The sequence below is a fragment of the Paenibacillus xanthanilyticus genome, from assembly GCF_042682185.1.
Classification (GTDB): Bacteria; Bacillota; Bacilli; order Paenibacillales; family Paenibacillaceae; genus Paenibacillus_Z; species Paenibacillus_Z xanthanilyticus.
On record NZ_JBHUHA010000001.1, the window covers coordinates 3372272 to 3394514 of the forward strand.

Genomic DNA, 22243 nt, shown 5'->3' on the forward strand with positions numbered 1-22243 from the left:
TGACAATTCCGTCACTCGGCGCCGCTTTGTCCAAACCGGCAGACATGCGTGAACAAGCCCGCGCATAGACTAGCTGTGTTCAATATGATGAAAGCAGGTGGGCGTTCCATGACCAACATTTTCGTGATTACCAAAAAGCAAATCAAGCTGTTCGCGGTCCTGCTCTTGGCGTTAGTCGTAGCGGTCGTATGCTTCAAGTGGAACCAGTCGCAGGCCGCGATGGCGACGCCGAGCCAGACGCGGGTCATGCATCTGGTGACGGGCGAATTCGAGGCTCGCGACGCGAACAACAAAAAGATCGAAGCGTATCTCTGGTCGCCAAGCAGCATCTTCGTCAATGCCGGAGAGGAAGTGGAGCTGCGTCTGACGGGCATCAGCGGCGAATCGCATCCGTTCGTCATCGAAGGACTCGGCATTCAAGGAACGGTGGAAAAAGGCAAAACAACGGTCGTCAAATTCAAAGCGGAGCAGAAAGGCACCTATCCGATCATCTGCCAAACGCATGATACGCGCGAGCATAACGGTCCGATGGTCGGCTACATCTACGTCCAATAACAAGCGCCTGCCGGGCCGGTGACCAATCAGCAGCCGGGCGCATATATAGGGGAATGAGAGGAGTCGGTTACGATGAAACCATCCCCCCCATCCAAACATGCGGCCGGACTGCCGACCGCGCGCAAAATTCGGCGTGCCTGCGATAACGAGCTGTACCGGACCGTCAAGCGCCTGAACGTCTACGTGCCCAAGGAGAAGCTGGAAGCGGCGGAAAAGCTGTATTTCAAGAAAGTCGCCCTCAACTTGCCCTGGATCGCGGAAAACCAGAGCAATCGCCGCAAGCTCGCCGACTGGTGGGACGAGAATGTCAGCGCGGAAATCGCCGAGCTGTGGGAAGTGGACCTAGCCAAGCTGCAGGCGGCCTTCCGTGAAGCGTTCGGCGGGTAGCGCGCAAAAAAAGGACCTCGCTTCGCCATCGTGGCGGAAGTCGAGGTCCTCTTTCTTTCGCGTTTACCTCTTTCAATAGAAACTCGATTATTTCGCGCACGCCCGAGGGACGCCCGCCAGAAGGGCATCTCACGTACGCAGCGTCCGGCACACAACCTGCGTTAGCCGATGACGGCGAAAGCTTCCGAGCCGGCCGGAATCGACCGGGAACGGAACTGGACGCCGGCGGAATTAAAGATGCGGATCGTCAAGTTAGACGTCGTGAGCACGCCGACGTTGCGGAACTGCACGACGCCGAAGTTGTCGAAAAAGGCGGTCGAGATCAGCGAATTGTTCCGGTACAAACGCGCGAAAAACCCGTTCGTGCTGAACGTAACGCCGTTGTTCTGGACCCACAGCACCGTCAACCGGTTCAAGTAGACGGATTGCGTGCTTCCGACCGGTATTTTGGCTGTCCGGATCACCCTCCCCGTGCTGGATGCGAGACGCTTCGGTTTTATTCGAGTCGATGCCATTCTTCCAACCCCTCCTCGTAAGTTTCCTATAGCATATGCTAGGGAAACAAGCGCGGACCGGACGAACGCACGCGGTCTATCACCTATTTTCGGGAGGATTGGATACGGTAGATTTGACGGTCCTCGGCAGATGACGCGCAGCTTCAACCGGCGGCATTCCGCGGTCATACAGCAGAGTGGTTGGACTCTCCTATATATTGAAAAAGGGAAACGCGGCCGCGGCCGGTTCCCCTCATCCTCCTACATTCGCGGGCAGCGCGCCAATGTCTTACATCCGCGCAAGCGCCTTGCGCTTCTCCTTGACCCGGTAATAATTCGACACCTGCTCGCGGATCAAGAAGGCGCGAAGCATTCTTGCCTGCAGCTCGTTCAGCTCCACAAAACGGGCGCCGTAAAAGCAAAACTCGCCTTCCGTCTCGCTTCGGACGATTTCAATATGGCAGCTGAGCTCGAAGCCCATCGAGACGACCGCCGGCAGGAGATCGCCGATACGGAGCTTCACGTTATGAACGGTCTCGAAGCCGATGCCGCTTAGCGAGACGTTCTTCGTCTTGAATACCGCCTGCTGTTCATCGCCTTCCTCGGCTTCCGTCTGATTCGCCCGGACGCTCGGCTGAAGCCTGCCGTCCAGCCGGACCTCGACGCGATTCGCCTCCCGCTTCTCCTCCAAGCCCGCGAGCGACTTCGGCGGGAGCAGCACCGCAAGCGACCCTTCCGCCTTCGCGATGACCGTGGATTGCATCCGCTGGATGCCCACCGGCGAATAGAGCGTGAGATGGACTGGATCTCCCAAATGAAACGATTTGAATTCGGACATCTCGATCTCCAGCATCTCGCCTTCCACATGGGTCAGCAGTCCCGTGGATACGTATCCGTCCTTCTCGACCACCGTCCTGCTGTGCAGGAGCGTCTCTAGGGGATACGTCGTCATTTCTTTGCCATATACGGCGGTTTGTTCGACTCTTGATGTTCTCGTCATGATGGATGTGACCTCCGTGGATACAAAATAAAAAAAGCCGCTCCCTGGTACTTAAGCCGACTTCGTCATCCTGTTCACGGATGCCCTCGCTTCGGCGGCCAGGCTGTCATTGTTCGCGATGCGCGCAAACGGTAGACCCTTTAGCTTTGCGTCCTTGTCTTTCGACAAGTTTGCCTTTGTCCTGCATTCGATTGTAGTTAAACTTCCTTGACGATGAGCAGATTGTTGGAATTCTTCAGCTCGATCTCGTACGCCGCGGCCGGCGGATTGCCGTCCGCTTCCCGAATGATCCGCACCGTCGGACGATGGACGGCCAGCGGGTTGTTGGCGGATACGACGGCGATCTGGCCGGAGCTTAGAAGCACGGTCGTCGCGATCGGGTAGATGGAAATATGTTTGCAAAACAATTTGATCAGGTTGACGTCGAAATACGTGTTGCCCGCCGCGAACAGAAACTCGATCGCTTCCGTCGGCGTATGCCGTTTGCGGTGCGGCCTCGGCGAGGTTAAGGCGTCGTACACATCCGCGATGGCGATAATCTGCGCGTACTCGTGAATCTCGTCGCCTTTGATCTTGCGCGGATACCCGCTCCCGTCGAACCGCTCATGATGCTGGAACGCGCAATGGGCCGATAATAAAGAGACGTCGTGCTGCGCGCGAAGCAAGTTGAACCCGTCTTCCGCGTGCTTCTGAACCAGGCCCCGCTCCGCTTCGCTAAGGAAAGCCGCCTTGGCGAGCAATTCTTTCGGCACCTGCGTCATGCCGATATCGAACAGCAGCGCGCCGACGCCCAGCTCCTCCAGCTGATTGCGGTTGTAGCCTTTGGCCACGCCTATGATGCCCGCGAGAATGGCAACGTTGACTGAATGATTGAATAAGTAAGAATCCATGGCCTGAATATTCGTCAGGCTAACAAGCATGTCTTGTCTTGCGGAGAGGTCCTGCATCATTTGACCGAATACCGTGCGGAACGTGCGGCCAAGCTCCGGCGCGACCGTGCGCCCTTTGGTCTTGTGCGTATCCATGAGCGTGGTCATCGTCTTGTGGACTTCGGCCATCGCCTTGCGCCGCGTCTCGTCCTGAATCGCCGAGCTCGGCTCCAAATCTTCGGTCATGTCATCCTGGATATAGAGCATGTCGATGCCCAAATTCTCAAGCCGATCGATAAATCGTTGGGTTAATTCTACGCCTTCCCCCAGCAGAACATTGCCATTCTCTTGAAAGACGGTGCGCCCCAATTTATCCCCCGGCCTAACCGAGGTTATATGCGCTTTCCTCATTGTGCCATTCCGCCTTTGATTGCCTGTTTATTGTGCTTGAGCCGCCTGCTGCATCGCTTCCTCTTCGGCTTTATGGCGCTTGCCCAATAGTTTGTCCGCGTACATGCGTTCGTCGGCAAGCTGCGCGAGCTGGCCCAGATGTACGCCGTCCGCCGGATACGAAGCGACGCCCGCCGATACGGCTAGCCGGACGCCGGTTCGAAGCGTTGCGTGCTCCAGCAGCTCGCGGACCCTTCGCAAGAAGACGGCGACGGTCTTGTCGTCCGCATACGGACAGATGACCAAAAATTCGTCCCCGCCCCACCGCGCCACGATCTCCCCGCGCTGTGCGCCATTCTGAAGCGCCGTCGCGACCTCGCGGATCGCCGCGTCCCCCTGGGCATGTCCATGGGAATCGTTGACCTGCTTGAAGTCGTTCACGTCGATCAGCATGACCGCCATTCGCTTGCGTTGCTTGCCGGCGCGAGCTGCCAATCGAACGAATCCGCTCTCCACGAAGCGCCGATTGTACACACCCGTCAGCGGATCCATGGCGGCCATCCGGGCCAGCCGATCATGCTTCAGGCCAAGCCACCAGCCTACGGGGAAGGAGACGGCGGCAAACAGCAGCGCGCCGGCGCTTGCCCGAAACAGGCCGCTCTCCTCGGGCCAGAGCCCGTAAAGCGCGGCGCAGCCGGACAAGCCGATCGCGGCCGCCAGCGCGGTTATCCTCCCCCGATATGCCACCGTATCCTCTCCTTCTCATCGTCCGACTGCTTGGCCGCGCCCCTTCTTCCTCGCTTCGGCGGTGATGAAACTATGACTACGCTATGAACGAACATCTCAAAAAGAACGAGGAATAGGCAGAGATCCACCCCTGCCATCAGTCCCAAAACGATCATTCCTAAACCCTTTAAAACGAACTAATTACCGGGACTCGCGTACGGTTTAATTCTAGCATACGCGATTTCCGCCGACAATCCGTATGTGATATTTTTCATTGCTAGTCATTAAGGATTACTTGATAGCGGCTAGACGGTCTGAAAGCGCCGATTCCAGATAGGGCGAAAGATTCAGTCCATCCCGGAAGGCAACGTATTCCGCCCATTTGCGCGCGCTCGCCTTGCCGCCGGCCGTGGCCCGGATCAGCAAATTTTTGGGCGTGTGCTCGGGATCGATAAATTCGAGCAGCTGCACTTTGTAGCCGATGACTTCAAGCAGCTGCGCGCGCACCGCATCGGTCGCCAGCGCGCTGAACCGCTCTTTAAGCAGGCCGTGGGACAGAAGCGGAGCAAGCGTCTCGTTCTTCACTTGCTTGAACAGCTCGTGTTGGCAGCAGGGAACGGACAGAATGACCGATGCTCCCCACCCGACCGCTTTGGCGAGCGCCGCGTCCGTCGCGGTGTCGCAGGCGTGGAGCGTCACGACCATGTCCGCTTTGGCAATCTCGTTGAAATCCGCGATATCGCCAACCTGGAACTTCAGCCGGTCGTAGCCTAGCTTCTCCGCCAGCTCCGTGCAGAAGGCGATCACGTCTTCCTTCAAATCCAGGCCGATGATGGAGATTTGCCGCTGCTGCTCGATCGCGAGCAGATGATACAGCGCGAAGGTCAAATACGATTTGCCGCAGCCGAAATCGACGATTTTGATTTCTCGGTCCGTCGGAAGCTCGGGCAGCACATCGCTCACCATTTCAAGAAACCGATTGATCTGCCGGTACTTGTCCTGCTTCTTCGCCGCCACTTGACCGTCCTTCGTCATAATGCCCAGCTCCACGAGAAACGGCGCCGCCGTCCCTTCTTGGATCACCCGCTGCTTCTGACGGTTGTGCGCAAGCGGCGCCTCGGCATTCTTCGCCGTCGGCGGCTTGCGCAGCACGGCGGCTTTGCCCTTCTTGTTAAACAAGATCTGGATGTCGGCATCCACGGTCTTAAGCAGCGCTTGGCGATAGTGGGCTTGGAGCCACTCCGCGAGCCGCTGCGCCGCTTCGGCTTCCGGCACGTTCTCGTGCGTAACCTTCGTCGGGTAGTGGTATTCGAACTGGTAATACTTGCTACCGCGCAGCTCGATCGGCCGTACCGCCGTCTTCGGCGGCGTATCGCCGTCCTTGCGTTTCAGTTGACTGAAGGAAGCCTGCAGCAGCCGTCCCGCCGCTACCGCTTCCCGAATATCCGTTATCCATGTGTCCATCGTAAGTCTCGTTCAGCTCCTCGTTTCTTCATACCGATCCAACTGCTTAAGCGCCGCCCCGACTTCCTCCCGCGTCACGCCCCCGTGCTCGAGCGTCTCGTCCGGCAGCAGAAGAAGACGACGATAGAATGCCTCGGTCTCCGACCGCGGCAGCTCGCCGTCCTCCATTAGTTCATAGTGAACATCTTCCGCTTTATCGAAACGGCCGTGCGCCTCGTAGAACTCCCCCAATAACCGCTTCGTGGCGACAGGCAGCTCGTAAGCCGCCAGCTTCGCGATAAGCTCCTCCGCCTCCTCGGCAGCGGGTTTGGCGAGCGGCGGCGCGTCCAGCAGCGCCATCCGCGCGAACAGATGAAGCGACTTGAGACGGACGGCGTACGCGGCCTCCTCGTCGCCGAGCTCCTCGTGCAGCTGCCCTTCTTCCTTCAACAGCAGCGCGATGCCCTGCACGTTCGCCGTCTCGACGACGCCGCTGCGCGACATCATGCGGATGAGATCCGTATCCGACAACGATCGGGCCAGCTTGCCGTTCATCCGAAACAGCTTGTCGAGCTGCTCGTCGATGAATTGCAGCGCCTCTTCCTGCTTCTTCTCCCGGCGAAGCCCAAGCAGCGCGCCGCTGACTTCCCCGATCTGCTCGATCATGCGCATAAAATAGTCCCGTTGGAACACGCTTCCCTCTCCCTGCGGCGCCGCGGCCTATATTAACGATAGGAGCCGCCTCCGAGATACGGTCACCCGATCGGCCGGCGGCACCTTATTCGTTCTTCCTTATTTCTTCACGTACAGATGACGAACAAATGCACAAATGCGGTTGCCCAGCTCGGCCGGCGATTCGATCATGCTCATATGGCCCGAGCCGCTAAGCAGCACCTGCGACACGTTCTTCCCTTCCGAAGTAAACGTGTTCTTGGCGGGAATGACGCCGTCCTCCGAGCCTGCCACGAGCAGCCTCGGCACCTCCAGGTTCTCCAGCACGCTGCGGCGGTCCTTGCGCGTCTTCATGCCGAGCGCGGTCGCAGCCGCCGCCTCCGGCGAGGTCGCGTAGCCGATCTCGTGCACGCGTTTCACGGCGTTCTCCAGCGCGCTCAGATGATCGGGCGCGAACAATTTCGGGATAAGGCCGTTCACGAACGTCTCGATGCCCTCGGTTTTGATCGTATTCACGGCTTTATCGCGGCCGATCTTCGCCTGGTCGCTGTCCAGGAGCGATGTGGAGTGGATCAACCCGAACGCCTCCAGCTTGTCCGGATGCTTCTCGGCGAAAGCCAGGGAAACATAGCCGCCGAGCGAGTGCCCGAACAAGCAGACGCGTTCGACCGACAGCTGCTCCAGCAGCTGCGAGAGATCGTCCGCGAACGCTTCCATCGCGTATGCCTCTTCGCTTGCCGCCGAGCTTAAGCCATGGCCGCGAAGGTCCGGAATCACGACGCGGCCCAAGCCGCCGATCAGCGGAAGCACGTCTTCCCAATAAGCCGAGCTGCCGCAGAAGCCGTGCAGCAATACCACGGCTGCTCCTTGCGGCAGCACGCCTTCTTTATCGCCGGAGTCGTAATAAGCGATTTTAAGTCCGTTTGCAAGCTCGGTCTGGCGGTTGGCAATGGTTACGGCTGTCATCTATAACACGCCCTTTACGAAATTATAAGAGATTAGAAGTCGATCGTATTCTTCATTCACCGTTCAGACTCTATGATGAATCGGACCAATTGCGTAATGGACGGGTTTTCCGCCTCCGCGCCGTTGTCCCCTGCGGCCTGCGGGAACCCCCACGCTTGCTGGATTGCCTCCGCCGTGTCCCGCGCCATCCGGATCACCTGACGCAGCGACGCCCGCTGCAAGCTCCAATAAGGCTTGGCGCTGAACGGACCGACGATCCCGCCGATGCTGTAATCGCCGACCGGGGCCAATTGTCCGCCCGTCGCGCGTGCCGGATGCAGCGGGCCGTCCGCGACGAGGTACACGCCGACGCTCTCGGGCTTGCCGAGTCCCGCGTCGATGGCAAGCACGATGCGTCCGGGCGGCAGCGCTGCCGTCAGCGATTCGTATCGGTCCGCGTCGCAGGGCTTCGCGATCGTCCCGATGACGTTCTTCCAGCCGCGCTCGGCCAGAAGCGTGCCGACCCAGGGGCCGTAGCTATCCCCCGTCGAGCGGTCCGTGCCGATGCAGACGACGGCCATCCCCTCCGGGTCCGGATGCCGCGCCGCGATTTCGTTCAGAAAAAGCCGCAGCCCCGCCAGATCGGCGCGACGCCATGCCGTCGCTTCCTGTTCCGGCCCGCGGCGTCCTTTCGCCTTGCTTCTCATCGCTCTCCCCCTTACCGCCATTGTACCCCAATTCACCTGCCCGCTCAAACCGCTCAGGTGGCAGTAATACGGGCCTCATGGTACAATACGGACAGCGAAAAGACAAAGGATGTGTCCCGGCATGAAAAACTTGAACGAGCCTACGCAGGAGAACGTGGAATTCATGATTGAAGAGATCAAAGTGAAGCTTCGGATGGCCACGGCCGCCGCGATGCAGGCATCGAGCTTTACCGTCGAGCGTTACGAGGATATCAAGGATTTGTATGAGGTCGTCGCGAGCAAGGAGAAATTCAGCATCAGCGAGGTGGAAGCGCTCGTCTCGGAGCTCGGTCAACTTCGCAAGTAATCGGCGAGGGAACAGAAAGGCGTGCAAGAGCGACCGCTCTCGCGCGTCTTTTTTTGATCGGGAAAGAATCGGTCGTTCGAACATCGCATGCTGCGAATAAGCTTCGGATTCTACAGGCTAAAAGGGGCACTACACGGTAATGCGCAAGAGCGAGTCGGCAGTCCGACCGGACGGTCTCGGATCGCAAAGCGGAGGCCCGAACCAGCCAGAGTACGTCGAGGAAGAATGGAAAAAGGGAACTCCGGTTAGTCCGGCTGCCATTTTATGACCGCAATGCTGTGTTGCGTCTACTTGTTTAAGGCTTAAAGCTTAGATGCGTTGTCTCGGTAAAGCGCGAAGGCAAAAAAATTAAATATCGTCCAATTCCGCGTCATCCGTCAAGTCGTCCGAGGCATGGTCGGCCGCGATCGAGAGCTTGATCGTGACTTCCTTCTGTTCACCCTTCAGAAAGTGCGCCAATCGCTCCAATTTGTCCGCCAATTCCGGTCCGCTCATCGTCACGTTGAGCTCATAGGCGAACTGATCGGCTGGCGTCTTCCGGGATGTCGAGGTATACGTATAGCCGGCATTGAAGCCGTTGCGCGAAGGAAGAAGCTGCTCCGGATAGAACTTGTCGGACTTATTGACCACGCGCTCGTAAATACGGAGCTTCTTCAGCAGCATGTAGTACTGGGCGGAATGCTTAAAGCCCCAAACCTCGCGAATGTCCTTCAGCGTATAATCGATTTTGTACTGCTTCAGCTTCTCTACCTGCTCGTCTGCCGACAGCTTGAGAAAATCATCGAGAGCCACGATCGAGATTGACACCAAAACTACCTCCTCGTTAAAAGAACTTGTCGTTTCGATATTCGCTATGAAGGATTCATTTCCTTTTTTTTATTTATAATAAATTCCATTATTTTTTAAAAATAATGATTGCTTTTTCCCGATCATTTGTTCTCACTGAAAATCGGTTCAAAAAAAGACAGCTTGGATTGAACCGTTGCTCCGGTTCGTCCAAACTGTCTTCAACCCCATCTAGCGCGCCGTCAATCCCAACGATTGCAGGAAGCGCGCGAACGCTTGCTGTCCTTCCGCAGTCCGCTTATAGACGCCCGCATCCTTGAGGACGTCGAGGAACTTGCGTCCCACCTCGTCTTGCAGCACGCCGGCGGCCGCTTCCGGCGCCAGCGCCGAGCCGTGCTCGCGCAGCATCGTCTCGATCCATACCGCGTGCTTGGCCAGCGGTCCGCCCGCAATCGCGGACGGATCGTACGCTTTGGCGCCGGTCAGCAGCAGCGCGATCTCCTCCAGCTCCGTCTTCAAGCGGCCCGGCAGCACCGCAAGGCCCATGACCTCGATCAAGCCGATATTCTCCTGCTTGATATGATGCAGCGGCTGATGCGGGTGGAAAATGCCGCCCGGATGCTCCGCGCTCGTGCGGTTGTTGCGCAGCACGAGATCCAGCTCATACTCCCCGTTGTCCCGCAGCCGCGCGATCGGCGTGATCGTGTTATGCGGCACGGGGCCGTCCGGGCCATCGCTGAACGCGAAGATATCCGCCTCGGGATCGCTGTACGCGCGCCAAGCCGTCAGCACGCGCTCGGCCGCCGCCAGCACCGCCGCCTTGTCCGCGCCGTTCAGCCGGACGACCGACATCGGCCACGCCACCGTGCCGAACCGCACGCCCGGCGCCTGCGCGTCCGCGAAGACGGCGCCGACCGGCGCGGTCTCCATCGGGAACACGTGGCGTCCCGCTTGGAAGTGGTCGTGATTCAGAATCGACCCGCCGACGATCGGCAAGTCCGCGTTCGAGCCGATGAAATAATGCGGGAACTGCTCAACGAAATCGAGCAAACGCGCGAACGTGTCCGGCGAAATCCGCATCGGCGTGTGCTCGGCGCGGAATACGATGCTGTGCTCGTTGTAATAGACGTACGGCGAATATTGGAAGAACCACGGCTCGCCCTTCAGCTCGAGCGGGATGACGCGCAAATTCTGCCGCGCCGGATGATCCGCTCGCCCCGCGTAGCCGACATTCTCGGCGCAGAGCAGACACTTCGGATAGCTGCTCGGCGCCAGCGTCTTCAGCAGCGCGATCTCCTTCGGATCCTTCTCCGGCTTGGAGAGGTTGACCGTAATCTCCAGGCTGCCGTACTCGGTCGGCTGCTGCCAATATTGATTCTTATTGATCCGGTCCATCCGGATATAGTTCGAATCGATGTTGAGCCGGTAGAAATCGTCCGTCGCCGCCCCGACGCCGCCCTCCCGGGCCAGGCTCGCGAAACGGGACGCCGTCTCGGACGGACGCGGCATGAGCAGCCCCATGATCTTGGCGTCGAGCAAATCCCGGAACGTGGTCGTGTTGTCCGGAATCAGGCCGATGGATGCGCCGTAGTCGAGCAGCGGCTCGAGCAATTGGACCGGACTTGGCAGTTCTTCGGCTGGTACCTCGCCAGCGTGCGGCTCGGTGAACCGGAACAGGTCCAGCAGTGCATTGCGCGCCGCGAAACGGTCCAGCGTCGCGATCATGCCCCGCTGCTCCGCGAATTGGACGAGCCGTTCGATCAACAGCAGCGCCTCGCCGGCCGTTATCGTCTGATGTTGTTCCGTCATCTGTATATGCCCCTTTCAGACTGCAGCGCGCGGCGAGCCGGCAGGCGTGTCGGCCGGCCGCGCGGGGAGTTTGCGCCTCGCGCGATTATTTATCGTTGTAGCCGCTTGGATTCGCTTGGTGCCATGCCCATGCGCTGCCGATGATGTCCTCGAGCTTGTTGCGCGTCGGGTTCCATCCGAGCTCCGTGCGGGCGCGCTCGCTGGATGCGACGAGCGTAGCCGGATCGCCCGCGCGGCGCGCTTCGATGACGGCCGGGATGTCGCGGCCCGTGACGGCGCGCGCGATGTCGATAACTTGCTTGACCGAGAAGCCCGTGCCGTTGCCCAGGTTATAGACCGCGCTCTCGCCGCCCTTACGCAGCCGGTCGACGGCCAGAATGTGCGCGTCCGCCAGATCGCTGACATGGATATAATCGCGGATGCACGTGCCGTCTTCCGTCGGATAGTCGTCGCCGAATACCGAGATGTGCGGACGCTGGCCGAGCGCCGTCTGCAGGACGAGCGGAATGAGGTGCGTCTCCGGACTGTGATCTTCGCCGATGCGGCCGGTCGCGTGCGCGCCGGCGGCATTGAAGTAACGCAGCGACACGTATTTGATGCCGTACGCCGTGTCGAACCACTTCATCATTTTCTCCATCGCCAGCTTCGTCTCGCCGTACGTGTTCGTCGGCAGCGTGCGGTCCGTCTCGCGGATCGGCACGCTCTCCGGCTCGCCGTATGTCGCCGCGGTCGACGAGAACACGATGTACTTCACGCCGTGCTTGTTCATGGACTCGAGCAGGCAAAGCGTACCGTAGACGTTGTTATGATAGTATTTGCCGGGATCCTTCATGCTCTCGCCGACGAGCGAGTTGGCCGCGAAATGAATGACCGCGTCGATCTTGTTCTCGCGAAACACCGTGTCCAGAAACTCGCTGTCGCGCAAATCGCCCACGTACAGTTTGCCGCCCAGCACCGCGTCCTTGTGTCCTTGCTGCAAGTTGTCGACGATGACGATCTCTTCCCCGCGCTCCTGCAGCGCCGCCACCGCGTGCGATCCGATATATCCTGCGCCTCCGGTTACCAATACAGCCATTACGATCTCTCTCCCTCTATCGCTTTATTTGTATTTAACAAGGTCGTTCAAAAAGCCGCCAATTGATCACGAAGCGGATCAAGATGGATCTCGGCATCGAATCTGGCGTTCAGGCTTGAAGTCCGGTGCTCATTTAGGTCTGCCTAAACTCCGCCCCTCCTTCTTCGCCTTCTCGCCACCTTCTCGGTGCTGAATTGTCGACTTTTTGAACCTGCACTTGAATGGTCGTTCAAAAAGCCGCCAATTGATCACGAAGCGGATCAAGATGGATCATTCAAAGAAGACTACACGAGACGTTCCACGCCGTTGCCGATCGAGCAGACGTAGAAGTCCGCGGTCAGCCCCGTTGCTTCGTTATACTTCTTGCCGACTTCTTCCTCGAACCGTTCGACCGCATCCTCGTGCACGAGCGACACGGTGCAGCCGCCGAAGCCCGCGCCCGTCATGCGCGAACCCAGAACGCCCGGCACTTGGCGCGCCGCTTCGACCATCGCGTCGAGCTCGAAGCCCGTCACTTCGTATAAGTCGCGGAGCGAATCGTGGGACGCGTTCATCAGCTGGCCGAACGCCGCCAGATCGTTCGCCTTCAGCACTTCCATCGAACGGACGACGCGGTCGATCTCCTCGACGACGTGGCGCGCTCTCTTGCGGACCGTCTCGTCCTGAATCAAATGCGCGTTCGCGTTGAAATCCGCGAGGGACACTTGACCGAGCAGCGTGATGCCCGGGAACGCGGCCTTCAGATCCTCCACCGCCTGCTCGCATTGCGCGCGGCGTTCGTTATAGGCCGAGTCGACCAGCCCGCGGCGCTTGTTCGTGTTGCCGATGACGAGCTTGTAGCTGCCGGAGTTGAACGGCACGAGGTCGTACTCGAGCGTGTCGCACATGAGCAGGATCGCGTGATCCTTGCGGCCGTTCGCAACCGCGAACTGATCCATGATGCCGCATTGCACGCCGTTGAATTCGTTCTCGGATTTCTGCGCCAGCAGCGCGATCTTGACCGTGTCCGTCTCATAGCCCGCGAGGCTCAGCACCGCGTACGCCGTGACGACTTCGATCGAAGCCGAGGAGGACAGGCCCGCGCCGTTCGGAATTTCGCCGTGGAACAGCATGTCGAACCCGCGCGCGAACGTCTTGCCTTGATCCTGCAGCGTGCTGATGATGCCTTTCGGATAGTTCATCCAGTCGTCCGCCTCGTCGTACACGACGGGCGACAGCGGTAGAACTTTGTGCAGGTCGAAGTTCGTCGACGCGAAACCGAGCTGCTCGTCGTCGCGTTCCCGGATGACCAGCGTCGTGCCGAACGTCAACGCCGCCGGGAAGACGTACCCGCCGTTGTAATCGACATGCTCGCCGATCAGATTGACGCGGCCCGGGGCATGGAATACTTTGACGTCAGCTGCGCTGCCGCCGTAGATTTCGATAAACCGTGCTGTAAGCTCCTGGATGTTCGCCATTAACGACCACTTTCCTTTATCTGCAAATTTAAAAACCTTTTGATAGGCTTAGTATACCGAAATGCGCGCGCGAACGAAATGGCTCAATGTGCACGTTATATGGAGATATGTGACTTACTGTTGCAGGCTTGTCCGGTTTTGGGGCGTTTTTATGGTACAATGGACTTAATGTATCGTCGACTTTTTGAACGCTCACTTAAATATGTAGAATCGGTGAAAAGGAGCGCGCGCGTATGGAACGTCCTTTTTCGTATACGGTGGTTTCCAACCCGGTGCCGAATTCGCACGGCGATCTCTATGTGTTGTTTTCCGGCGAAAGCCAAACAAAGCCCGCTCACCGGATCGGGCCGAAGGTATACGACTACTTCCTCATGCATCATATCCTCTCCGGCAGCGGGACATTCACCGCCGGAGACGAAATATATCCGCTCTTGGCGGGGCATACGTTCCTCATTCGCCCCGAGCAGCTGATCAGCTACGCCTCCGACGAACGCGATCCTTGGCGTTACCGCTGGATCGCGTTCGAAGGGCGCCACGCCGCGGAGCTGCTCGCCGTCACGGGACTGACCGGCGCAAGTCCCGTGGCGCATGCGGGCGCGGCAAGCCGGCGGGTGGCGGTGCTCTTCCGCAGCATCGAGCGGACGTTTCGAGCGGGCGGCGGCGTCGCGCATCTGCGCGCGGCCGGCTACCTGCAGCTGCTGCTCGCCGAGCTTGGCGCCGCGGGCGGCGAAGGCGGACGCGCGCCTGACCGCCAAGGCGGAGATAGCGAAGCGCTCATCTCGCAGGTCATCCGCTATCTCTCTACGCAGTATGCCGAGCCGGTGTCCATCGAGATGATGGCCGACACGCTCGGCTATAACCGCGCGTATCTGTCCCGGCTGTTCAAGCAGCGGACCGGCATGACGCCGGTCACGTTCCTGCTCAAGCTGCGCATCGACAAGGCCCGGCAGCTGCTGCGCGAACGGCCGGAGCTGACGATCGAGCAGATCGCCTCTTCGGTCGGCATTCAGGACGCGCTGTATTTCTCCAAGCAGTTCAAGCGGTTCTATGACATGTCGCCGAGCGCGTACCGGGAAGAGATGCGCCGCATATGAGCGGCATGGGGGGGCGATTACTCGACCAGCTCCTCGACTTTCTCGGCCAAGAACAGGTCGTAGACGTGCATGATGGTGATCTTGACGACCATATAGAAAGGGATGCATAGTATGATGCCGAGAATGCCGGCGATCTCGCCCGCGACGAGCAGCAGCAGAATCGTCGTCAGCGGATGAACGTCCATTCGTTTGCCGTAGATGAGCGGAGATAGCAGGTTGCCTTCGATCTGCTGGGCGGCCACCGTCACGACGAGCGACCAGAACACCATCGAGGGGGATGCCGTGAAGGCGACGAGCACGCACGGAATCGCGCCGAGGATGGGGCCCAAATAAGGGATGAGGTTCAACACGGTGGCGATGACCGTCACGAGCAGCGCGTAAGGCAGACCGATGACGAGAAACCCGATGTACATCATGACGCCGAGCAGGAACGTAATGATCATCCGCCCCAGAATAAAGCCGCTGAGCGCAGCGTCGATCTCACGCAGCGCCTTGACCCCGTCCGGCCGATACCGGCGCGGCACGGCGCCGATCAGATAGTGCGGCAGCGTGTCCCCTTCCTTCAGCATGTAATACAGGATGAACGGGGCGGTCGTAACCGCGATGACGAAGCCCGTCACCATTTGAATCACGTTGTTCAAGTACGCGGAAGCTCTATTGACGAGCTCGCCCACGTATTCCGACACTTTCGCGGTCAGATCGGACTCGGGCGCCGTGAACGCCGCCACCATCCGGTTCTGCTGCAGGTGGAGCATCTGCTCCCGGAAGCCCTCGATCAGCTGCGGCGCTTCCTCGGCGAACAGCTCGATCTGGGCGACGAGCGCCGGCCACACGCTCATGAAGAAGATGGCGAGAAACGCGCCGAGCAGCAGATAGATAAACAAGACGGCGACGAACCGATTCATCTTGCGCGCGGTCAAATAATTCACGATCGGACGCAGTAAATAATAGAAGAAGCCCGCCAGCATGAACGGCACGATCAAGATGTTGAACATCGTAGCAATCGGCCGAAAGAGAAAGCTGACTTTGGCCACGAGGTAAATAATCAGCAGCAGCAGTATCGTGCCGTAAGCCAAGCGAAACCATCGGGTGTTAGGCAGCAAGCCGCAACGCCTCCCTTTCCGTTGATCGGCCCCGCATACAGCAAGAAGACCGTTCGCCTTCGTGAACGGTCTTCTTGCTGCTCGCGCCGAGCCATGCGTACATCCTATGCGATTAGATCAAAAACGGCGGATAGTACGAAATAAGCGGATCGTAATCGTCATTCACGTACGGCTTGCCGCCCCATGCGATCACGACGATGCGGCCCAGGTCGAGCTCCTTCTCGAGCCGCTCCGCCTCGGACGCCCGAATGCCGACGGATTGCATCTTCGCCCGCAGTTCCTTGCCGCGCGAGCGGAACAGATTCGCGACCGTCGCCATGACGCCCTCCTCTTCCAGGCCGATGCGCTCGGTATCCGTCGCTTCCGCAAGCCGTTCCGTGCGGTCTTTGTCATGCGCCAGCACGAATAGCTGGTCCTTCGCATAACCTTGCGCGATGAAGCTGTGAATCTGCTCCTTCGCCTCCTGCATCGTGGATACGGTATGCACCTTCGTTGCGTTCGTCACGTTGGTCGCCATTCTGATAGACCTCCTTGTCATCATGCTCGTCCTGCCTGAAGTTCACCGATTATGCGCGCCGATCGTCGACTATACGCGTCCTCTGCGGCCGAATACGAGCGAGACGATAAACAGGATAAGAAAGACGAAGAACAGCACCTTCGCGATTGCCGCTGCCGCGGACGCCAGCCAGAAAAAGCCGGTGATGCCCGCCGCGATTGCGATGACGAAAAACAAAATAGCCCATCCGATCATGTGAATCCCCACCTTTCGAAAATTCATAGAATAGCCGGCGAGCCACATGCCGCCCGCCGCTCTATCCTGCATATAAACGCCCGTCCGCCCGGCTGAAACGGTTGTCCGCAATCGTTTCAAAGCCGATTCCCCCGGTTATAAACAGGGCAAGAAGTCGTACTTCCCTTAGCGACGCTTCTAAACCAAACCTTCCCTATAAGGAGTTGACGAACAATGGCAAACGCAATGAAAGGTCTACTGATCGGTGGCGCCATCGGCGCGGTGACGGCTCTTCTCGTAACGCCGAAGAACGGCAAGGAAATGAGGGAGTCGCTGAAAATGAAATCGTCCGAATTGACGGCATCCGCCCGCGAACGGGCATCGCTCATGGCTGCCCAGGCGGCGGACAAAGCGGCGGCTGCCCGCGAGCGCGTCAATGAATTCGGCAAGGTGGCCGCGGAGAAGGTCGCGACGGCCGCCGAATCAACGGCAGGCGTATTCCAGAACATGAAGAACGACGCGCAAGCCGATCAGGAAAATAACAAGCAAACGCTCGGCAGCTCGCCAAGCGCGAGCAGCAGCACAAGCACCGGCAGTTCGACGGGCACGGGCACGGCCACGCCCTCCCATGCCTATCAATCCTAAGGATGGGATCGAGCCGGCCGACCTTGGACAAGCTGGACGCGCCTCCCGTCCCGTCGAAGACGTTCAGAACGGATCGATGGTGCAGGATGCAGAAGATATGCGGCGGCTCGGCCGTGATATGGAGCGGATGAAGACCAATCAAGAATTGGAACGGGACGGCCTCGTGCCGGACCCGATTCAGGAATAGCACTGCGCGAACGGACGGCTGAATAGCCGTCCGTTTTGCCATATTCCGCGGGATGCCGGATGGTTTGCGCCGCTCCAGGGGATAAGAAGGAAATCGGCAGGAGGAAACGGGAGGAGAAGAGGTCCGATGAGCACGAAAACGTTATACAGCGGCAAGCTCTACTGGCCCGATACGCTGCCCGCCTACAAGCGGTACCCGCAGCTTGCGGAGAACCGGAGCGCGCGCGTCGCCGTCGTCGGCGGCGGCATGTCGGGCGTATTGTGCGCCCATGCGCTCGCGTCGGCCGGCATCGACACGCTCTTGGTTGAACGCGGCGAGATCGCCGGCGGCAGCTCGGCCGCCAATACGGGATTGCTGCAGTTCAGCAACGATATTATGCTGATCGATCTCATGGCGCAGATCGGCGATGGCCCTGCCGTCGACTTTTATCGCGCTTGCTGCAGCGCGGTCGAGCAGCTGGAGCAGCGCGCGGAGGGATTGCATACGGACGTCGGGTTCCGCCGGACGAGCAGTCTCTATTACGCAAGCGAGGAACAAGATAAGCCGAAGCTTCGCCGCGAATACGAAGCGCTGTTCCATAACGGATTCGACGTGGAATTTTGGGAGGCCGACCGGATCGCGGCGCATTTTCCGTTTCGCAAGGCAGGCGCCATCGTCACCCACGGCGATGCCGAAATCAATCCATTCCGCTTTGTTCACGGGCTTGCCGATCAAGCGGTCCGACGCGGACTCGCCGTCTACGAACAGACCGGAATCATCTCGCATGTCCCTTCGGGCGGCGTTCACCGTCTCACGACCGAGACGGGCGCGGTAATTGAAGCCGAGCATGTCGTCTATGCCATCGGATATGAACCGGAGGAGCTGCGCGGCCATTTGGTCAAAGCCGAGCTGCACCGGTCCTTCGCCCTCGTGACCGAACCGGTCGCGGATCTGTCCGGCTGGCATAAGCAGTGGATGATCTGGGAGACGAAACGGCCGTACTTATATTTGCGGACGACGCCGGACGGCCGCGCCGTGATCGGCGGACTGGACGAAGACATCAGCGCCCCGGTGCGCGGCGCCCGCGAGCTGCGCCGGCATACGGCTCGATTGATGGGGGAGCTGGCCTTGCTGTTCCCGGATCTTGCGGCCCAGCCCGCGTATGAATGGAGCGCGACGTTCGGCGAATCGCGCGACGGCCTTCCTTTCATCGGACCCGACCCCGCCTTGCCCGGCGTCTACTACTGCCTGGGATACGGCGGCAACGGAACGGTCTACAGCATGCTCGCCTCGCGGCTGCTGCTCGATATGATACGAGGCGAAGAGCCCGACCCGATTGCCGAATTGCTGCGTCTGGATCGTCCTTCTCCGGATCGACGCCTTCATGCATGAGCCGCCGCGCCGCTTGGCAACCTAGCCAATGGGAGGCATACCAATGAAGGACTTACATAACGGAACATTTTATTGGCCGACGACACTCGCGTCGCCGCGCGCCTATCCGGCGCTTGCCGAGGATGCGAAAGCGCGAGTTGCCGTTATCGGCGGCGGAACGGCCGGCGCTTTGATGGGACGCGCCTTGGCAACGAGCGGATTCGATGCGGTCTTGCTGGAGCAGAACCGCGTCGCCGCGGGAAGCACGTCGACTAATACCGGACTTCTACAATTCTCGAACGACATCATGCTGACCGATCTCATCGCGCAGATCGGGGAAGGCGCGGCGGTCCGCTTCTACCGCGCATGCCGCGAGGCGGTCAGGGAGCTCGGCCGCATCGCGGCCGGGACGGGCAAGGACGTGGCGTACTTCGACCGCAGCAGTTTGTATTACGCGAGCTCGGAGCAGGATCTGCCGAAGCTGGCGCGCGAATATGAAGCGCTCGCGGCGAACGGATTCGACGTGGAATTCTGGGAACCGGAGCAGATCGCGCGCCGCTTCCCGTTCCGCAAGCCCGGGGCGATCGTCACGCACGGCGACGGCGAGATCAATCCGCTCCGCTTCGTGCAAGCCGTCATGGACACTGCCGTAGACAACGGGCTGCGCGTGTTCGAGCAAACGGCCGTTATCGGCCACGACACGCTTCCGGACGGCACGCATCTGCTGCGTACGTCAACTGGCCATACCGTCATGGCCGACCACGTCGTCTACTCGATCGGCTATGAGCCCGAGCAGCTTCGGGGGCATCTCGTGAAACCGAAGATGAATCGTTCCTTCGTCTTCGTCACCGAGCCGATGCCGCGTCCCGACCGCTGGCACGGTCGCTGGCTGATCTGGGAAACCGCGCGTCCATACTTGTACATGCGCACGAGCGCGGACGGCCGCATCGTCGCCGGCGGTCTCGACGAGACGGCCATCCGGCCATACGGCAGCAAGGCGGCGATAGATAAGCAGACGTGCCGGCTGTATGAGCAGGTTCGTGCGCTGCTCGGCCCGGATACGCCCCCCGTTGCTTACGCGTGGAACGCGCTGTTCGCCGAGTCGCAGGACAATTTGCCGTTCATCGGCGAAGATCCCGCGCGCAAGGGCGTCTATTATCTGCTCGGCTACGGCGGTAACGGCGATATTTACTGCATGCTCGGGGCGGGTCTACTGCTCTCGCTCATCCGGGGAGAGTCCCATCCGATCGCGGATATTGTGAGGCTCGACCGGCCCGCGCCCGTTCATGCATGACGTTCCCGTTCGCGGCCGCTCTGCCGGAGCAGGCCGATCAAACGCGAAGAACCACCGTCCACTCGGACATGTCTGAGTAGACGGCGGTTCTTTTTTTTGTCATACAAGAAATACGTGGGAACGCAAACCAATCAGCTTTGCTCTAGCTGGATGCTGCATTCCCAATCTCCCGATTGGGAACGCAAACCAATCAGCTTTGCTCTAGCTGAATGCTGCATTCCCAATCTCCCGATTGGGAACGCAAACCAATCAGCTTAGTTCTTCGGTTTCCGCAACCGAGTGCCCCTCGGGTCCATTATCCTGCAGAATGCGTTCGATGCGTTCGATCTGCTCCTCCACGCTTACGCTCATCGTAAGCAAATCGGCCTGTATTTGCTGCAGAGCTTCTTTTGTCGTCATGGGCTGCACTCCATTGATAAGTTTATTGCTTTTATCCTACCACAATATAGATACATTTTGTATCATGAATTTACGTTATGTACGCTGCTCTCACACAGGATGCTACAACAGCGGAGACAACATGCGCGCCAATACCTCGCCCGCCTTCGCCCTGCGCGGTCTTCGCTCGAATACGGACAAGCTTAGTTCTTCGCACACGCTTAGATCGTCCTGAAAGTCTTCCTCCAGCCGCTTGATCGCCTTCTGGCTAAACAGCAGCGCGTTCAACTCGAAGTTGCTGAAGAAGCTGCGCATGTCCATATTGGCCGTGCCGACGGAAGCCATGATGTCGTCGATGATGATCACTTTCGCGTGCACGAATCCCTTGCGATACCGGTAGATTCGAACCCCGACTGCAAGCAAGTCCTCGACATACGACAGCGATGCCCGCAGCACCAGCTTCGAATCCGCCACATAAGGGATGATCAAGCGCACGTCGACCCCGCTGAGCGCCGCCGTCCGCAGCGCCATGAGGATACTCCCGTCCGGGATGAAGTACGGCGTCGTGATCCAGATTCGGCGCTTCGCCACTGACACGGCCGCGAATACGCATTCGAGAATGGCATCCGCCAGCGAGTCCGGGCCGCTCGAAATAATCTGCACCTGCTCATCCCCCGCGCAATTGTGCTCGGGCAAATAAGCCGGATCGCTCAATCGTTCCTTGGCGGTAAACCACCAATCTTTCAGAAAGACGTCCTGCAAGAAATAGACCGCATCCCCTTCGATTCGCAAATGCGTATCGCGCCAGAACCCGAGCTTCGGATTGCCGCCCAAATATTCGTCGCCGATATTAATCCCCCCGACGAACCCGATGCGGCCGTCGACGACGACGATTTTGCGGTGATCCCGGTAATTGATCCGTTTGTCGAACAGCGCTAATCTCGGCGCCAGGAAACACTGCGTCTGGATGCCGGCTTCCCGAAGCTCACGCACGTAGCTGCCATGCAGCTCATACGAGCCGACTCCGTCGTAAATGACGCGCACCTCCACCCCCTGCTTCGCCTTCCGGATGAGCGCGTCCTTCAGCTTGTTGCCGATTCGATCGTTGCGGATCGTGTAATATTCGACGTGAACATGGTGCTTGGCCCCTTCGATCGCCTCCAGGATGGACGCGTAGGTCGCTTCCCCGTTCGTGAGCACCTCCGTTTGGTTGCAGGCGGTGATCGGCGAGGTCGACATGCCGGAGAGCAGCCGGAACAGCCGTTCCTGGTGGCTGAATTCGCCGGTGCCAAGCTCTGCCGGACGGTGCACCATTTTGCATCTGCGCAGCGCCTGCAGCCGCATTTCTTCGGCGACGACGTTGCGTCTTCGGACGGTTTTGCGGTGACGGTATTCTTGCGCCAGAAAGTAGTACATGATGAAGCCGACGATGGGGAAAATGAATAAAATCAGCAGCCACGCAACTGTTTTCGAGGGCTTGCGGAACTCCAGGATCAGGATGGTCCCGATCTGAAAAATAAACACAAGCAGCGCCAGCAAGATCCAGATCATCGTTGCGCTCCCCCTGTTATGGAAATAAGGTTATCATTCGCGACGCCCAACTCAGCTATACCGTTTGTTGGCATCTTGTCTAAAATCCGCCTACTACCATTTAAAACCGATTCGCGCCGCCTTAAACGCTTCACCCGCAAAAAACGACAATATTGGCGACCCGGGCTCATGAAATGGGCTGCGAGATTCCCCCTGCCTGTTAACCGCGCGTTGATCCCGGCGAGCATAAATAACCTGCCTCTCCGCTTTG

General features: G+C 59.2%; 25 protein-coding genes and 1 riboswitch. Of the genes, 8 read left to right on the forward strand and 17 right to left on the reverse strand.

Annotation, left to right across the window (positions count from 1 at the left end; translation table 11 throughout):
- The first annotated feature begins 108 nt into the window (after positions 1-108).
- Together ACFSKT_RS14500 and ACFSKT_RS14505 are read left to right on the forward strand one after the other, a co-directional pair.
- Entirely contained in the window at positions 109-555 is a 447-nt protein-coding gene (locus ACFSKT_RS14500; RefSeq protein ID WP_377721694.1) for a cupredoxin domain-containing protein, read from the forward strand.
- A gap of 72 nt (positions 556-627) precedes the next feature.
- Positions 628-942, forward strand: a complete 315-nt coding sequence (locus tag ACFSKT_RS14505) for a dehydrogenase (RefSeq protein WP_377721695.1) — start codon at positions 628-630, stop codon at positions 940-942.
- A gap of 161 nt (positions 943-1103) precedes the next feature.
- On the opposite strand, the gene ACFSKT_RS14510 is transcribed toward ACFSKT_RS14505, so the two are convergent.
- From ACFSKT_RS14510 to ACFSKT_RS14545, 8 genes are all read right to left on the reverse strand, one after another.
- Positions 1104-1457, reverse strand: coding sequence for a hypothetical protein (locus ACFSKT_RS14510; protein ID WP_377721696.1), 354 nt, complete (start codon positions 1455-1457; stop codon positions 1104-1106).
- A gap of 268 nt (positions 1458-1725) precedes the next feature.
- On the reverse strand, positions 1726-2436 hold the full coding sequence (locus ACFSKT_RS14515; RefSeq protein WP_377721697.1) for a PilZ domain-containing protein: 711 nt from the start codon (positions 2434-2436) through the stop codon (positions 1726-1728).
- A gap of 90 nt (positions 2437-2526) precedes the next feature.
- A riboswitch (cyclic di-GMP riboswitch) is annotated at positions 2527-2621 on the reverse strand.
- A gap of 12 nt (positions 2622-2633) precedes the next feature.
- Positions 2634-3716, reverse strand: a complete 1083-nt coding sequence (locus ACFSKT_RS14520) for an HD-GYP domain-containing protein (protein WP_377721698.1) — start codon at positions 3714-3716, stop codon at positions 2634-2636.
- 27 nt (positions 3717-3743) lie between these two features.
- Positions 3744-4442, reverse strand: coding sequence for a GGDEF domain-containing protein (locus ACFSKT_RS14525; protein WP_377721699.1), 699 nt, complete (start codon positions 4440-4442; stop codon positions 3744-3746).
- Positions 4443-4712: 270 nt separating this feature from the next.
- The gene (locus tag ACFSKT_RS14530; protein WP_377721700.1) at positions 4713-5885 is read right to left on the reverse strand and encodes a class I SAM-dependent methyltransferase; all 1173 of its coding nucleotides are present in this window, start codon (positions 5883-5885) and stop codon (positions 4713-4715) included.
- A 12-nt stretch (positions 5886-5897) separates the two neighbouring features.
- Positions 5898-6557 (reverse strand): DUF6483 family protein, encoded by a 660-nt coding sequence (locus ACFSKT_RS14535; protein ID WP_377721701.1) that lies wholly within the window; start codon positions 6555-6557, stop codon positions 5898-5900.
- 99 nt (positions 6558-6656) lie between these two features.
- On the reverse strand, positions 6657-7502 hold the full coding sequence (locus ACFSKT_RS14540) for an alpha/beta fold hydrolase (protein WP_377721702.1): 846 nt from the start codon (positions 7500-7502) through the stop codon (positions 6657-6659).
- A 56-nt stretch (positions 7503-7558) separates the two neighbouring features.
- Entirely contained in the window at positions 7559-8188 is a 630-nt protein-coding gene (locus ACFSKT_RS14545; RefSeq protein WP_377721703.1) for a DUF1256 domain-containing protein, read from the reverse strand.
- A 121-nt stretch (positions 8189-8309) separates the two neighbouring features.
- On the opposite strand from ACFSKT_RS14545, the gene ACFSKT_RS14550 reads away from it, so the two are divergent.
- Positions 8310-8534 carry a DUF1128 domain-containing protein gene (locus ACFSKT_RS14550; protein WP_377721704.1) on the forward strand — a complete coding sequence of 75 codons (225 nt, stop codon included), beginning with the start codon at positions 8310-8312 and terminating at the stop codon, positions 8532-8534.
- Positions 8535-8882: 348 nt separating this feature from the next.
- On the opposite strand, the gene ACFSKT_RS14555 is transcribed toward ACFSKT_RS14550, so the two are convergent.
- The 4 genes from ACFSKT_RS14555 to ACFSKT_RS14570 all read right to left on the reverse strand — a co-directional run bounded on the left by ACFSKT_RS14555 (position 8883) and on the right by ACFSKT_RS14570 (position 13661).
- Positions 8883-9341, reverse strand: a complete 459-nt coding sequence (locus ACFSKT_RS14555) for a hypothetical protein (RefSeq protein WP_377721705.1) — start codon at positions 9339-9341, stop codon at positions 8883-8885.
- A 210-nt stretch (positions 9342-9551) separates the two neighbouring features.
- Positions 9552-11129, reverse strand: coding sequence for a UDP-glucose--hexose-1-phosphate uridylyltransferase (locus ACFSKT_RS14560; protein ID WP_377721706.1), 1578 nt, complete (start codon positions 11127-11129; stop codon positions 9552-9554).
- Between the two features lie 85 nt (positions 11130-11214).
- Positions 11215-12204 (reverse strand): UDP-glucose 4-epimerase GalE, encoded by a 990-nt coding sequence (galE, locus tag ACFSKT_RS14565; protein WP_377721707.1) that lies wholly within the window; start codon positions 12202-12204, stop codon positions 11215-11217.
- A 284-nt stretch (positions 12205-12488) separates the two neighbouring features.
- Positions 12489-13661 (reverse strand): galactokinase, encoded by a 1173-nt coding sequence (locus ACFSKT_RS14570; protein WP_377721708.1) that lies wholly within the window; start codon positions 13659-13661, stop codon positions 12489-12491.
- Positions 13662-13894: 233 nt separating this feature from the next.
- Here ACFSKT_RS14570 and ACFSKT_RS14575 point away from each other — a divergent pair, with 233 nt between their 5' ends.
- The gene (locus ACFSKT_RS14575; RefSeq protein WP_377721709.1) at positions 13895-14755 is read left to right on the forward strand and encodes an AraC family transcriptional regulator; all 861 of its coding nucleotides are present in this window, start codon (positions 13895-13897) and stop codon (positions 14753-14755) included.
- A 17-nt stretch (positions 14756-14772) separates the two neighbouring features.
- On the opposite strand, the gene ACFSKT_RS14580 is transcribed toward ACFSKT_RS14575, so the two are convergent.
- The 3 genes from ACFSKT_RS14580 to ACFSKT_RS14590 all read right to left on the reverse strand — a co-directional run bounded on the left by ACFSKT_RS14580 (position 14773) and on the right by ACFSKT_RS14590 (position 16609).
- Entirely contained in the window at positions 14773-15858 is a 1086-nt protein-coding gene (locus tag ACFSKT_RS14580) for an AI-2E family transporter (RefSeq protein ID WP_377721710.1), read from the reverse strand.
- 112 nt (positions 15859-15970) lie between these two features.
- Complete coding sequence (locus ACFSKT_RS14585; protein ID WP_377721711.1) at positions 15971-16375, reverse strand: YflT domain-containing protein; 405 nt, start codon at positions 16373-16375, stop codon at positions 15971-15973.
- Between the two features lie 69 nt (positions 16376-16444).
- A complete protein-coding gene (locus ACFSKT_RS14590) occupies positions 16445-16609 on the reverse strand; it encodes a DUF1328 domain-containing protein (protein ID WP_377721712.1) in 165 nt (54 codons plus the stop codon).
- Between the two features lie 213 nt (positions 16610-16822).
- Between ACFSKT_RS14590 and ACFSKT_RS14595 the strand changes: the two genes are divergently transcribed.
- From ACFSKT_RS14595 to ACFSKT_RS14610, 4 genes are all read left to right on the forward strand, one after another.
- Positions 16823-17233, forward strand: coding sequence for a YtxH domain-containing protein (locus tag ACFSKT_RS14595; protein ID WP_377721713.1), 411 nt, complete (start codon positions 16823-16825; stop codon positions 17231-17233).
- A complete protein-coding gene (locus tag ACFSKT_RS14600) occupies positions 17217-17420 on the forward strand; it encodes a hypothetical protein (RefSeq protein WP_377721714.1) in 204 nt (67 codons plus the stop codon). The genes ACFSKT_RS14595 and ACFSKT_RS14600 overlap by 17 nt, the downstream gene beginning before the upstream one ends.
- 126 nt (positions 17421-17546) lie before the next feature.
- Positions 17547-18791 carry an NAD(P)/FAD-dependent oxidoreductase gene (locus tag ACFSKT_RS14605; RefSeq protein WP_377721715.1) on the forward strand — a complete coding sequence of 415 codons (1245 nt, stop codon included), beginning with the start codon at positions 17547-17549 and terminating at the stop codon, positions 18789-18791.
- A 43-nt stretch (positions 18792-18834) separates the two neighbouring features.
- The gene (locus tag ACFSKT_RS14610) at positions 18835-20064 is read left to right on the forward strand and encodes an NAD(P)/FAD-dependent oxidoreductase (protein WP_377721716.1); all 1230 of its coding nucleotides are present in this window, start codon (positions 18835-18837) and stop codon (positions 20062-20064) included.
- 249 nt (positions 20065-20313) lie between these two features.
- On the opposite strand, the gene ACFSKT_RS14615 is transcribed toward ACFSKT_RS14610, so the two are convergent.
- Together ACFSKT_RS14615 and cls are read right to left on the reverse strand one after the other, a co-directional pair.
- On the reverse strand, positions 20314-20463 hold the full coding sequence (locus tag ACFSKT_RS14615; RefSeq protein ID WP_377721717.1) for a hypothetical protein: 150 nt from the start codon (positions 20461-20463) through the stop codon (positions 20314-20316).
- Positions 20464-20565: 102 nt separating this feature from the next.
- A complete protein-coding gene (gene cls, locus ACFSKT_RS14620; RefSeq protein WP_377721718.1) occupies positions 20566-21993 on the reverse strand; it encodes a cardiolipin synthase in 1428 nt (475 codons plus the stop codon).
- Positions 21994-22243: the final 250 nt, after the last annotated feature.